We start from the raw sequence: 13,630 nt of genomic DNA, 5'->3' as shown, positions 1-13,630 counted from the left end.
TTACGCATCATCCTCTTCTTCTTTATTCTTTTCGATTTGAGAAATTACTCGTTGCTCAAATTCTTTGGCAGAATCAATACCATTTTGCATCAATAAATAATTCGTAACAGCTGTTTCAATAATAGTAGACATAGGCCGACCAGAACTAACTGGAATGCGTTGTTTTAAGATCTTAACGCCAAAAATTTCTGTATATTCCTTTTCTTCAATACCCACGCGATCGTATTGTACGGAATCTTTAAATGGTTCCAAAACCAAATGTAAACGAATTTGTGCTTGTGGTGAAAACGAACTGACACCATACATACGAGTCACATCGATGACACCAATACCACGCATTTCCATATATCCTTGCAGCAATTCCGGACAACGACCAATCAAACCATTATGAATATGATAGCAATCCACACGATCATCCGCAATGATCTGATGTCCTTTTTTGACCAATTCCAAAGCGATTTCACTTTTTCCCATACCAGAACGACCTGTGATCAAGACGCCCACACCAAAAATCCGCATCAGTTCTCCATGAATGATCATAGATTCCGCTAATTGTTCATCTAAATAATTGGTTACATTGATGATGGCTTGTGATGTGTTAACTTTCGTTGTGAAAACCGGAAAATTCTTTCGCTGTGCAATATCGATCAAAGATTCCGGAACGGGTTGTTCATGACACACAACAATGGCTGGTGTTTCATCACTAGTTAAAAATTCAAAAGCCCGTCGCTGCGAAACTTGATCCATTTCTTCTTCAATATATTTACTTTCTTTTTCACCGATGATCACCAATCGTTTGGTCATCGAATCAGGAAAATAACCAGCCAACTCCAATCCCGGACGATTAGTATCTGCTACTTTGACAGGTCGATTGAAAGCTTCTTGTTCGCCAACAACAACTTTCCAATGAAATTTTTCCGCTAAATCTCTGACTGTGACTTTATTCATAGTGGCCTCTTTCTAACAACGGCTTTAAATACTGACCGGTATAACTGGATTCCACTTGGGCAACTTGTTCCGGTGTACCTGTACAAACAACCGTTCCACCTTGGTCGCCTCCTTCTGGACCCATATCAATTAACCAATCGGCACATTTCACGACATCTAGATTATGTTCAATTACTAATACTGTATCACCATGATCAACCAAACGTTGTAAAACATCGATTAATTTTTTTACATCATCACTATGTAAACCGGTAGTTGGCTCATCCAATACATATAATGTTTTGCCCGTCGGCTTTTTCTGTAGCTCACTCGCCAACTTGACACGCTGTGCTTCCCCACCACTCAACGTTGTAGCGGATTGACCTAATTTAATATAAGACAATCCCACATCCGCTAATGTTTGTAGCTTATGCTTGATCTTGGATACGGAATCAAAAAAGGTCACGGCCTCATCGACAGTCATATCCAAAACATCCGCAATGGATTTACCCTTATATTTAACTTGTAACGTTTCTTCATTATATCGCGTGCCATCGCATTGATCACATTTCACATAGACATCCGGCAAAAACTGCATCGAAATTTTAATGATGCCATCGCCTTGACATGCTTCACAACGACCACCTTTCACATTGAAAGAGAAGCGACTTTTATCATATCCCAATAATTTGGCTTCTTTGGTTTGTGCAAATAACGTACGAATATCATCAAATACACCTGTATACGTAGCAGGATTGGATCGTGGTGTTCGTCCAATAGGATCTTGCGAAATTTCTACCAACTTATCAATATTCTCTAAGCCTTTGATGGCTTTGACTTTACCGGGTTGCACATGTGCTTTTCCTAATGTATGTTGGATTCCATGGGTCAATACTTCCGTCACAAGGGAACTCTTACCAGAACCGGATACCCCAGTCACAACGGTAAACGTACCCAATTTGAGATCCACTGTGACTTTCTTTAAGTTATTTTGTTGAGCTTGGACAATGCGAATTTTCTTGCCATTGCCTTTTCGTCTTTTTTTCGGAATTGGAATATATTTACGACCACTTAAATATGCACCCGTTAACGAATTTGGATTGGCCATTACTTCTTCGGGTGTACCGGCTGCAACAATGGTGCCGCCATGAACACCAGCTCCTGGACCTACATCCACAATATAATCCGAAGCACGCATTGTATCTTCATCGTGTTCGACAACGATCAAAGTATTACCTAAATCTCGCATTTCTTTTAATGAATTGATCAACTTATCATTATCGCGTTGATGTAAACCAATGCTTGGTTCATCCAATACATACATAACTCCGGTTAATTTGGAACCAATCTGCGTAGCTAAACGGATGCGTTGGGCTTCACCACCACTTAACGAACCGGCCAAACGATCCAATGTCATATAACCCAAACCGACATGGTCCAAGAACTCTAAACGATTGGATATTTCTTTGACAATTAAATTGGCAATGCTTTTCTGCATGTCATTCAGTTCCAAATGTGCCATAAATTGTCGTGCTTCTTGAATGCTCATTTGCGTAAATTCATAAATATTTTTGCCTTGTATTTGAACAGACAGTGCTTGTTCATTTAAACGAGCCCCTTTACAATCCGGACATTCTTGATTGGAAATAAAAGATCCATACCATTCTCTTGAAAAAGCCGATCCGGTTTCTCGATAGCGTCGTTCGATCATCGGACAAACCCCTTCGATATATTCTAGTTTTGTCTGGGTAATGCCAGAACGAGAATGCAATGTATACGCAATGGCTACATCCGATCCATATAATATATAATTTAGATCTTTTTTCTTGAGTTTCTTTAATGGCAAGTCTTTATCGATTTCATAATATTTCATCAAGGCATCAATACGCTGCCATTCTAGATTTTCGGTATTCACGATATTTTTATAATAACGAATACCACCTTGGTTGATACTTTTATCCCAATCGGGAATCAATAGATCAATATCTACTTTTTGGGTAATGCCTAATCCATTACATGTCGGACAAGCACCAAATGGTGCATTAAAGGAAAACAAGCGTGGTTCGAGTTTCGGTACCGAAAAGCCACAGATCTTACAAGCATAGTTACTCGAGAAGAGGGTTTCACCATCGGGTGTCATACAGATGGCTAAGCCATCACTTAATTGTAAAGCAGTTTCTAAAGAATCATAAAAACGAGAACGATTGTCTTTACGGATGATACGATCGACAACAACATCAATCGTATGTTTCTTGTTTTTTTCCAAATCATCCATTTCTTCGATATATTTGATTTCGCCATCCACGCGAACTCGTACATAGCCTTCTTTTCCTAGATCATTCAATAAGTCTTTATGCATGCCTTTTTTACCAGAAACCACTGGACTCAAAATGGTACAACGCGTGCCTTCTGGTAGTTCCATGATTTTATCCACCATTTCTTTGATGGTATTTCCAGTGATGGGAATATGATGATGGGGACAATACGGCGTACCAACGCGTGCATATAAAAGTCGTAAATAATCATAGATTTCGGTGGATGTACCAACGGTGGATCGAGGATTATTGGACGTAGTTTTTTGATCAATCGCAATGGCTGGGGATAAACCCGAAATTTCATCTACATCGGGTTTTTCGCTATTGCCTAAAAATTGACGAGCATAACTGGACAAACTTTCCATATAGCGTCGTTGTCCTTCGGCATAAATTGTATCGAATGCGAGTGAAGATTTGCCTGAACCCGATACCCCAGTCAAGATCACAAATTGATCTTTGGGAATTTTCACATTGATATTTTTTAAATTATTTTCACGAGCACCTTTAATGTCTATATATTTTTGCGCCATAGTACATCCCCTTTCTTTCGCGACTCATTATAACGAAAAAAGATGGACACTTCCATCTTTTTACTCAAAGATATCTTGCTGATAACTAATGTGCAAATGTTCATAGGCTTTATGCGTCGCAATACGACCTCGTGGTGTACGATTAATGAAACCAATTTGGAGTAAATATGGTTCATAGACATCTTCAATGGTACTGGGTTCTTCACCAATACTTGAAGCAATGGCTTCCAAGCCAACGGGTCCACCACGAAAGCGTTCAATGATGCCTCTTAAATATTTATGGTCTACGCGATCCAAGCCTAAATTATCGACTTGAAGACGGTCCAAAGCTTGTTTGGCAATATCTAAAGAAATAACTCCGTCATTGTATACTTGGGCAAAATCACGAACTCGACGGAATAAACGATTGGCAATACGTGGTGTGCCTCGAGAGCGTAAAGCAATTTCTTTGACGGCTTCTTCTTCACAAGTGGTATTCATGACACGGCTGGTACGTGCAACGATTTGTGACAATTCTTCTAACGAATAGTATTCCAATTGAGAAGTGATGCCAAAACGATCGCGCAAGGGTGCACTTAAATCACCAGCCCGCGTAGTGGCTCCCACCAAAGTAAAGGGAGGAAGGTCCAAACGAATGGAATGGGTCGTGGCACTATCTTTGCCTACAACAATGTCTAAACAATAATCTTCCATAGCGGGATAGAGGACTTCTTCTACTTGTTTAGGAAGTCGATGGATCTCATCGATAAAGAGGACATCACCGGGTTCTAATGTAGATAAGATTGCAGCTAGATCCCCACTTTTTTCAATGGAAGGGCCCGATGTGGTTTTAAGATTGCCATGCATTTCATTGGCTAAGATATAAGCCAATGTTGTTTTTCCAAGTCCTGGTGGACCATAAAGGAGTACATGATCTAATGCTTCATTTCGTTGTTTCGCGGCATTGATAAATACCGATAAATTCGCTTTTAAGGTCTTTTGACCAATATATTCATCCAAGGTTTGGGGACGCAAACTTACTTCCAGATTATCTTGTTCTTGAAGTTGTGCATCCATTGTTCTTGTATTCAATCCAATTCCTCATTTCTATTGTGTTGCGAGCAAACGCAATGCTTTTTGTAGCATTTGTTCGGTTGTTAAATTTTGATTGGCCAATTCTTTTTTGATTGTCGTTAATTGATTGGCTTTATATCCCAAACTGATCAACGCTTCTTGGGTTTCCTTCCATGCAGGATCATCCATACTTGTATCTTCTTTCTCAATAGATACAAATTTTCCTTTTAGATCCAATACAATTTGACTCGCTGTTTTAGCTCCAATGCCTGGTAAAGATTTCAATCGTTTGACATCATCATTTTCAATGGCTTCAATCATTTGTGAACCAGAAATAGCTGATAAGATATTTAATGCACTTTTAGGCCCAATGCCCCGAACATTGATCAGGCGCATAAATACTTCATAATCTTCTTCTTTTTCAAAACCAAATAAGAGAATGGCATCTTCCCGTACATATTGATAGGTATATAAAAATAAGTCTTTACCCAAGTGGACCGTTTCAGGTCGACTTACATAAATTTCATAGCCAATACCTTGTACATCCACAACGATAGTTTCCGTTCGGATCAATCGTACGGTTCCTTGAATAAATGCGATCATATCCTTGCTCCTTAATATTTTCATTATATCATTATACTTACAAATTATGTGAAATTGTCAATTTACTTGTAAATTGAAATAAAAGTGATTATACTTTTCTCGATCTTAACAAAAAGGGGTATAAATGGAAAGAAAGAAAATTAAACCGTTAACACAAACACAAAAAGAGTTTTTAGCTTATAGTAAAGGAATTGCCGATTCTGATCTTATGAATCAAGAACGCAATTTCACTCAACATCGTGGTACAACCGTTTATGAACATTCCATTGGTGTAGCATATACGAGTTATTTCATTGCGAAACATATGCCTTTTTCTTTTCGAGAAGCATCCTTGGTCAAAGGTGCATTATTACATGATTATTTTTTATATGACTGGCATGAAAAAGATGATTCGCATAAATGGCATGGATTCTGTCATCCACGCATTGCGATGAATAAAGCCAATGCAGATTATGGAATCAATCCAGTGGAAGCCAACATCATTCATCGTCATATGTTCCCTTTAACACCGATTCCACCCAAATATAAAGAAAGTTATTTGGTGTCGATCATGGATAAGGTGTGTGCCATTGGCGAAATGTTGAATATTCGTTATTTATCAAAATCCATGCGCATTGAGTTGGGATTGGATTAGACAAAAATACCAGCAGATTGAATCTGCTGGTGTTTTTTTATTAAAATTCTTTTTTGTTCATGATTTGGATACTGAAGAAACGGGAAATTCCATATCCTATGACACTTAGAAACAGAAAGATCCCTAACCATACAAAATCCGATAGATGCATGGAAGAGAATACTTTTGTCAGTTTGGTAATCAACAGGAAAAATCCACCAAGGACCAAAAACATAACGATACGACTTTTTTCCATACCAAATTTCAATCGAATCGGAATAAGGATTGATTGAACCAAGACCATTGAACAAGCAATCATGATCATGTTTCCATAGGTATCTGTTGTGTTTGGTACCTTACCCAGTAGGATCATCCATACATCAATCAGTAAACATCCACCCCATAACAAGGCCAACATAAAACGATATTTTTCAACCACATAGTCTTTTCGTGAAATGGGCAACGTAAATAGAAATGTATAACCATGATCCAATTCATCATAACCGATCGAACTTTGGGTAAAAAAGGAAAGAATGGCAGGAAAAAAAGTAAGGATGAAAGAGGCGTCCTCCGACCAGAAAAGAGATCCAATCGATAGCAAGACGATTATTATGAAAAAATTTTTTTGTAGATAAACATATTGTAGATCTTTGATCCATAGTCCTTTCATATCTTTTCTCCTTTTGTCATCAAGACAAGTATTTTATCAATGGATGCCTTTTCTATAACAACTTCTGGTGCATTTTCAACATAATATTGTCTTTCATTGGTCAAACATTGAAAGCCATAGACCTCTTTTTTGACGCGCAGAAGATAGGATGTATCGAGTTGTTGATACTGTGCTTCATTGACTTTTAAAATGGCATATTCATCCAATAGCACATCCGTATCTTCATGAAGCAAGATTTGTCCTTCATCAATCAAATAGATGTCATCGCAAAGATGTTCCAAATCATTGGATATATGAGAACTCATCAAGATGGCACCCTGTTCTTGATTTTCCATAAACATTCTTAAAAGATCTAAGATTTCTTCACGGGCCATCACATCCAATCCTGCTGTCGGTTCATCCAAGATCAATAACTGGGCTTGATGAGACATCGCAATCAACACTTTTAATTTGGCTTTCATACCAGTAGAAAAATCTTTGATCTTCTTATCCATGGGCAATTGAAAGTGATGAGCTTGATGAATAAAAAAATCTCGATCAAAAACAGCATATATATTCTGTAAGATGGGAATGATTTGTGAAATGGTCAAGTATTCACTCATTCCTGTATCAAAAAGGACAACACCAAGAGCATTTCGATCATTGGCTTGTATTTGACGGATATCCTTTCCCCATAATGTGATCGTTCCCCCATCCAGGGTAATCAATCCCAAAATACTTTTAAATAAAGTTGTTTTTCCAGCTCCATTCTTGCCAATCAATCCCGTGATATGACCGGCTTTCACTTGTAACGAACAACGCAAAGCAAACGAATCATATCGTTTTTGTGCTTGGTCTACTTTTAATACTTCCATACATCAATCCTCCAACAACACATCCAACAAGTCTTTAAGCTCTTCATTTGAAAACCCAAATCGTCTTCCTTTTTGAATCACTTTTTCTAAGTCGGATTCCAATTCTTTTCTTTGGTCTTCTAACAGCAATTCCGTATTGGTTGCCGTTACATATGTTCCTTTTCCATGAATCGTTACGGTGAAGCCTTCATGATCCAACGTGTCATAGGCTTTTTTAACGGTTAAGGCACTGATCTTTAAGGACCGAGATAATGAACGTACCGATGGTAAAGCATCATTTTCTTGGAGTTCCCCCTTTCGAATCATGGTTTTAATTTGATCAACGATTTGTTCATAAATAGGAATCATCAAAGATGTATTGATAATAATAGGCATAGGACTCCTTTCATATAACAGTATATAACAGTTTATAACTGTTGCCAACAAAAAAACTTGATTCTTCATAATGAAGAATCAAGCCTTCTTTGTTTAATCATCGCGTGAATTGCCGCCAATAATGATGACCCATCGTAACAATTGCATCAAGCTCACAAATAGGGCAGCGACATATGTCAATGCAGCAGCCGTGAGAACGGCTTTGGCCCCACGATAATCGGTGCCGGTAAACAAGCCACAGGAATCAATGGTTTGTAGAGCACGATGGCTGGCATTAAATTCAACCGGTAATGTGATCAATTGAAAAAGAGTGGATAAACCAAAACATAATACACCAAGCCATGCTAAATTAACGACATTTAAGATCAAACCTAAAATGATCAATGGAATAGCTAAGGTCGCACCAATATTGGTAATTGGAATGATCGCATTACGAACCTTGATGGGGAAATAACCCACATGATGTTGAACAACATGCCCCACCTCATGGCAAGCAATACCGATGGCAGCAATGCTTGTACCATTATAAATATCACTTGAAAGACTGACTACTTTATTGGTGGGATTATAATTGTCGGTCAATTCACCACCAATCATTTGAATATCTACATCATAAATGTCATTTTGTTCCATCATATATCTGGCTACTTGAGCGCCTGTCATGCCTTGACTATTGCCATATTGACGCCATTTTTTATAGGTTGAAGTCACTTTCCATTGTGCCCATCCCGTAAATATAAGGGCTGGTCCCACCAATATAATATATAGGGGATCAATATAAAACATTGGATAATACATATACTCACATCCTTACTGTATTTGTCGATTATAGCACATAGTCTTGGATACCGCCAATATTCACAGCATCAACACCTTTTTGTTGCAGTTGTTGGACCGCGATCATCGAACGTCGACCGCTTTGACAATAAACAAAGTATTTCTTGTTTTCCGGTTGATACGTATCGATCTCATCCAAAGGAACATTGATGGCATCAGGAATATGGTTCGATACGAATTCTTTTCTTGTGCGTACGTCTAATAAGATACTGTTTGGAGTGGATCGAAAGGTTTTAATTCCCGCATTGATATCTAATTTCTTTCGTTGAAAAAACATCGTTATTTCTCCTTTTCTATGAGTAGTTCATCCATTGTTCGTTTTGGGACATAATGAACACCATCTTGTCGATAATAATTGTTCGAATCCGTGCAATCAACTAATTGAATATTTTCTATCCCTTTGCCTAATGCAATAACCAATCGCGGTACAAGATTGGCTTTGAGATTTAAATAGGATTGCACTTTTTTCGAATCAAAGGCACCAAGCATACATCCAGCATAGCCTTCTTCAACAGCCGATAAAAGAATGGTTTGTGCTGCGATGCCAACATCCACCATCACAAATTGGCCATTGGAAATGGATGTATCCTGCAAAATTACCACAAAGGCAACTGGATGCTGATGTGGTTTTGGTAGGTGTTCTTTCGGCAATGCGGCTGCCCATTTTGTGAGAGCAAGCAAACCTTCGACATCATTCTTTTCATTTAAAATACAATATTTCAGTGGTTGACGATTAGCAGCCGAACCACAATAGCGTGTATACGATATCCATTTTTTCAATGTTTCCGCATCTATTTTTTGGGTTTCATCAAAGCCACGCGTACTTCGATTCTTTTTTAATATTGTTTCTATCATGGCTTCATTCTAGCATAAAAAAAAGGTGTAAACACAAGTTATGCTTACACCCTTGATAGAAGGTCTGTTATTATCCGTCGTATTCAACTTCGAATGATTTCCAAGGAATATTGACTGGTTTTCCTTGATTAATGATTTCATCAACATGCATCAACAATGGGAATTCTTCTTTCTTATATTTTCCTAAAGCATCTAAACGTTTCACGGCACGTGCTGTACGCGTTGCGATAACGATCGATTCCAAGGTTACTCCTTTTAATTCTTCCATCGCTTGATCAAAACTCAAGCCACGTCCTAATAAAGTACCAATCTTACGTGTACGTCCACCAAATACCGTTACATATAAGTCACCAGCACCATATACGATATTATCATCGTTTCCACCAACGATAGCCAATAATTTACGCATTTCACGAACACCTTGTCCAAACAAAGCAGCTTGTGAATTGTAGTGAACAGCACCAATGCCTTCTTTCTTTTCAGCCAAACCAACGGCTAAAGATACACCCAATGCATAGGCATTCTTCAAAGCAACGGCACATTCCACACCAACAACATCGGTAGAGCAAGAAATATGATAATAATCCGTTGTGAATAAGCTTTTTAAATAATGTAAGGTTTCCATGTTTCTACCACAGAAAGCAACACAAGAATTGTCTTTATCCGCTAATTCATAAGAAGTACATGGACCACCAATGGCATTGATCGATAATCCTTTTCCACCTTCGGTTTGTTCCCAGAATTCAGGATATGTCATCATCGATCCATCTTCTTGATCGATCATACCTTTAGTGACAGAAAGTAAAGGAATATTTCTAGGAATCTTTGGTAAAACTTCTTCAGCAAACCAATCTACACCAAAACTGGATACACCACCTAAAATCGCATCGGCACCTTTAATGGCTTCTTCCATTTCTTCTACTTGATAGTATTTGATTCCTTCATGCAATGTTCTCTTCAAATTAATATGGAAATTATCTTTTCTTAATCCATCAATAACATCGCGATCCAATGGAGTACCCACTAGACGTACTTCATGACCATTTTCGAAAGCAGGGAATGTCAATGCACTGGCCATTTGTCCAGCACCAATAAACGTAATAATACTCATAATTATTGTTCCTCCAAACTTAATATCTTATTTACAGGTTCATTATTGCATAAAAATAAGGGATGTCAATACGAAATAGGATATTTCTTATATATTGGGATTTTTTTCATTTCATTGAAATATAGCCTTATATAAAGTAGATATTTTCATTGAAATTTCAACCATCTTCCATTATATTGATACATAGAAACATAAGATTTCATCCTATGAAATTTATTGCATTGGAGGTGTGCTATGGATCAATATCGTACAAACTTGATTGTCCGCATTGCAAAATTGCATTATGAATTGGGCATGTCACAAATTGAAATCGCAAAACAAGAACATTTATCCACATCTACGGTCAGTCGTTTGATCAAATTGGCTTCGGAGTTGGGATTAGTTAAAATAACGATCGTGGAGCCAAAACATTCGTTTACAGATCTAGAAAATTTATTTATGGCTCGTTTTCATCTGAAAAAAGTAACGATCTTATCGGATATCGTTGAAAATCAGGGCGTATTGTTGCAAGATGTGAGTCAAGCTGCTGCCGAAGATTTATCGAAACTAGTTACGGATCATTGTACGATTGGAATTGCGTGGGGACGTACATTGACCACACTTTCTCAAGTGTTGGTTCCTGTTAAAAAGAAGGGCGTTTCCATCGTACAATTAAATGGTGGTGTATCTCGTGTATTATATGATGCCGGTTATACCACGGCTATTCGTTCGTTTGTAGATGCTTTTAATGGCGATGGATATATGTTGCCAGCGCCAGCTATCGTATCGAATGCAGATATTGCGAAAAGCATTCAAACGGATCAATTCATTCATGAAAGTCTAGAATTAGCGAAGCGATGTGATATTGCCGTGTATTCCATTGGTGCAATTGGTCATGATACTGCTCTTTATAAGATGGGTTATTTTTCAACTGAGTTCTATGATCATATTGTGGAAAATGCGGTGGGTGATGTTTGTAGTCATTTTATCGACATCAATGGAAAAATTGCCGATGAAGAATTGGATAGTCGTGTCATTGCCGTACCGTTATCCATCATACGTACGATTCCGAACAAGGTCGTAATCGCGGTTGGTACAGAAAAGGCGCAATCCATTCTATCTGCCATTCATGGTCAATTGGTTGATTATTTATATATTGATCAACCGACAGCGCGTAAAGTTTTACAATTATCCAATAAAATCGATATGTGATTGGACGATGTCATCAACATCGTCTTTTTTTTATGGGATCAAAAGATATGAAATATAAACAAAAAAATTTCCCATCCGGCCAAAGATGGGAAAAGAAGAGAATTTATTTGAATGCGGCTTACTTACGCATACAAACCGAAACTTAATAAGAATCCAACGATTACACCGATTGGACCTGTGATAATACGAGAATACAATACCGCAGGAACACCCATTTCGATTGTTTCTGGTTCTGCTTCTCCTAATGACAAACCAACAGGGATGAAGTCACATCCTACTTGCGCGTTGATTGCAAACAAAGCTGGCAATGAATATTGAGGAGGAATGTTTCCTTTGGCGAATTCAGCACCTAACAATGTTCCGACAACCTGTGCGATGACGGCACCTGGACCAAGGATTGGTGACAAGAATGGCATACCACAAATGAATGAGATAGCGATCATACCTGGCAATGTAGAACATAATGGACTGATCGTATGGGCAATGACATTTCCTAATCCACTGGCTTGGATGATACCCAACAAAGTGGATGTGAAGGCCATGAATGGCAGGATATTACGGATAACCATGTCAATGGAATCACGACCTGCAGCGAAGAACTTGTTGACAACATGTCCGACACCTACACCGATACGAGTGACAAGATTTTGTTTCTTTTGTCCTTGCGCAGCAGCTACTTCTGCTTTTGCTTGTTCTTTTGATTTAGGACCATCTGCAGTAGCTAATTCTTCTTCAGCTGTACTTGCAGTGGATGCATTTGTTTCATCTGTATAAGATAAGTTGCTTTCCTTAACATCGGATACATAAATTTCTGGTTTGATGTACATAGCCAATGGACCAACAGCTCCAACTGGTTCGACGTTGACGGTCATAATGCCTTTCTTTGGATAGACACCGCAACGAGCTGTACCACCGCAGTTGACAACGGCAACAGCAACTTCATCATCCGGAACGGTTGTCTTGAATCCATCAACCAATTCACAACCTGTCATTTCAGCAATCTTTTTCGCAACTGGACTGACTTGTTGTCCGGTTACACACAATACTTTATTTTTATGCTCATTGGGTTCGATGATCAATGGTCCACCAAATCCGGCATTACCTTTTGTGATTTTAATATTTTTATAAGCCATATTCTCATCCTCCCTTATTCAGCACTTTCTGCAGCTGTTAAATGCATATAAATTCCTTGCGTGATATAACCACGAATAGCACACATGATGATACCTGCAATGAAGTAACGAATAGCTAGGTCTCCAAGTGGCAATCCTAATTCTTGGATACCAGAAGCAATACCCATGTAAACAAATAATTCACCAGCATTGGCATGTGGAAACAATCCAGTTACAGGGTGGGCAAATGTAGCGACAACATCGAACATGGCTGGTTTATCTTTTTCATCACAGAAACGCATGATGGAATATCCCATTGGGTTTCCTAGGAAGATCAAACCAATCATTGGCATCAATGTATAACGAAGAATGGCATATTTTGTCAATTTTGCAGTAAAACGATTCACACGATCTTCACCGACAAGTTTGATAATAGAGTTCATAAATGTCAGCAAGCAAACGATCATTGGGATAATACTTGTTACCCATCCAGTAAAGGTTTTTCCACCTGTAGTGAACAGTGACATAAATCCCTGAGCAATATTTGATAATACTTCCATGGTATTTCTTCTTCCTCCTAATTT

Annotated in this window: 15 protein-coding genes; 2 read left to right on the top strand and 13 right to left on the bottom strand. The window is 38.3% G+C overall.

Annotated features, from left to right (window positions below):
* The 4 genes from hprK to ruvA are packed head-to-tail and all read right to left on the bottom strand — an operon-like array spanning position 1 to position 5,428.
* Entirely contained in the window at positions 1 to 948 is a 948-nt protein-coding gene (gene hprK / locus EDX97_RS07440) for an HPr(Ser) kinase/phosphatase (RefSeq protein ID WP_128520522.1), read from the bottom strand.
* Positions 941 to 3,772 (bottom strand): excinuclease ABC subunit UvrA, encoded by a 2,832-nt coding sequence (gene uvrA, locus EDX97_RS07435; RefSeq protein WP_128520521.1) that lies wholly within the window; start codon positions 3,770 to 3,772, stop codon positions 941 to 943. The genes hprK and uvrA overlap by 8 nt, the downstream gene beginning before the upstream one ends.
* 60 nt (positions 3,773 to 3,832) lie before the next feature.
* Positions 3,833 to 4,828, bottom strand: coding sequence for a Holliday junction branch migration DNA helicase RuvB (ruvB, locus tag EDX97_RS07430; protein ID WP_128520653.1), 996 nt, complete (start codon positions 4,826 to 4,828; stop codon positions 3,833 to 3,835).
* Positions 4,829 to 4,858: 30 nt separating this feature from the next.
* On the bottom strand, positions 4,859 to 5,428 hold the full coding sequence (gene ruvA, locus EDX97_RS07425; protein WP_128520652.1) for a Holliday junction branch migration protein RuvA: 570 nt from the start codon (positions 5,426 to 5,428) through the stop codon (positions 4,859 to 4,861).
* Between the two features lie 124 nt (positions 5,429 to 5,552).
* Here ruvA and EDX97_RS07420 point away from each other — a divergent pair, with 124 nt between their 5' ends.
* Positions 5,553 to 6,062 carry an HD domain-containing protein gene (locus EDX97_RS07420; RefSeq protein WP_245978027.1) on the top strand — a complete coding sequence of 170 codons (510 nt, stop codon included), beginning with the start codon at positions 5,553 to 5,555 and terminating at the stop codon, positions 6,060 to 6,062.
* Between the two features lie 40 nt (positions 6,063 to 6,102).
* On the opposite strand, the gene EDX97_RS07415 is transcribed toward EDX97_RS07420, so the two are convergent.
* The 7 genes from EDX97_RS07415 to EDX97_RS07385 all read right to left on the bottom strand — a co-directional run bounded on the left by EDX97_RS07415 (position 6,103) and on the right by EDX97_RS07385 (position 10,743).
* Positions 6,103 to 6,711 (bottom strand): ABC-2 transporter permease, encoded by a 609-nt coding sequence (locus tag EDX97_RS07415; protein ID WP_128520520.1) that lies wholly within the window; start codon positions 6,709 to 6,711, stop codon positions 6,103 to 6,105.
* A complete protein-coding gene (locus tag EDX97_RS07410; RefSeq protein ID WP_128520519.1) occupies positions 6,708 to 7,565 on the bottom strand; it encodes an ABC transporter ATP-binding protein in 858 nt (285 codons plus the stop codon). The genes EDX97_RS07415 and EDX97_RS07410 overlap by 4 nt, the downstream gene beginning before the upstream one ends.
* A 3-nt stretch (positions 7,566 to 7,568) precedes the next feature.
* The gene (locus EDX97_RS07405) at positions 7,569 to 7,940 is read right to left on the bottom strand and encodes a GntR family transcriptional regulator (protein ID WP_128520518.1); all 372 of its coding nucleotides are present in this window, start codon (positions 7,938 to 7,940) and stop codon (positions 7,569 to 7,571) included.
* A 93-nt stretch (positions 7,941 to 8,033) separates the two neighbouring features.
* A complete protein-coding gene (locus tag EDX97_RS07400) occupies positions 8,034 to 8,738 on the bottom strand; it encodes a zinc metallopeptidase (protein WP_221175904.1) in 705 nt (234 codons plus the stop codon).
* 28 nt (positions 8,739 to 8,766) lie between these two features.
* On the bottom strand, positions 8,767 to 9,054 hold the full coding sequence (locus EDX97_RS07395) for a rhodanese-like domain-containing protein (RefSeq protein WP_128520517.1): 288 nt from the start codon (positions 9,052 to 9,054) through the stop codon (positions 8,767 to 8,769).
* A 2-nt stretch (positions 9,055 to 9,056) separates the two neighbouring features.
* Positions 9,057 to 9,632, bottom strand: a complete 576-nt coding sequence (locus EDX97_RS07390; protein ID WP_128520516.1) for a nitroreductase family protein — start codon at positions 9,630 to 9,632, stop codon at positions 9,057 to 9,059.
* Positions 9,633 to 9,702: 70 nt separating this feature from the next.
* Positions 9,703 to 10,743: an NAD(P)H-dependent glycerol-3-phosphate dehydrogenase gene (locus EDX97_RS07385; RefSeq protein WP_128520515.1), complete on the bottom strand. Its 1,041-nt coding sequence runs from the start codon at positions 10,741 to 10,743 to the stop codon at positions 9,703 to 9,705.
* Between the two features lie 234 nt (positions 10,744 to 10,977).
* Between EDX97_RS07385 and EDX97_RS07380 the strand changes: the two genes are divergently transcribed.
* On the top strand, positions 10,978 to 11,934 hold the full coding sequence (locus EDX97_RS07380) for a sugar-binding transcriptional regulator (RefSeq protein ID WP_128520514.1): 957 nt from the start codon (positions 10,978 to 10,980) through the stop codon (positions 11,932 to 11,934).
* A 122-nt stretch (positions 11,935 to 12,056) separates the two neighbouring features.
* Here the strand turns inward: EDX97_RS07380 and srlE are convergent, their stop codons facing one another.
* Positions 12,057 to 13,067 carry a PTS glucitol/sorbitol transporter subunit IIB gene (gene srlE, locus EDX97_RS07375; protein ID WP_128520513.1) on the bottom strand — a complete coding sequence of 337 codons (1,011 nt, stop codon included), beginning with the start codon at positions 13,065 to 13,067 and terminating at the stop codon, positions 12,057 to 12,059.
* A 14-nt stretch (positions 13,068 to 13,081) separates the two neighbouring features.
* Positions 13,082 to 13,606: a PTS glucitol/sorbitol transporter subunit IIC gene (gene srlA, locus EDX97_RS07370; RefSeq protein ID WP_128520512.1), complete on the bottom strand. Its 525-nt coding sequence runs from the start codon at positions 13,604 to 13,606 to the stop codon at positions 13,082 to 13,084.
* Positions 13,607 to 13,630 lie beyond the last annotated feature (24 nt).

The sequence above is a fragment of the Absicoccus porci genome (assembly GCF_003725415.1).
GTDB lineage: Bacteria > Bacillota_I > Bacilli_A > Erysipelotrichales > Erysipelotrichaceae > Absicoccus > Absicoccus porci.
Note: the sequence above shows the minus strand (reverse complement) of the source record. Positions and strands in the feature narration are given on the sequence as shown.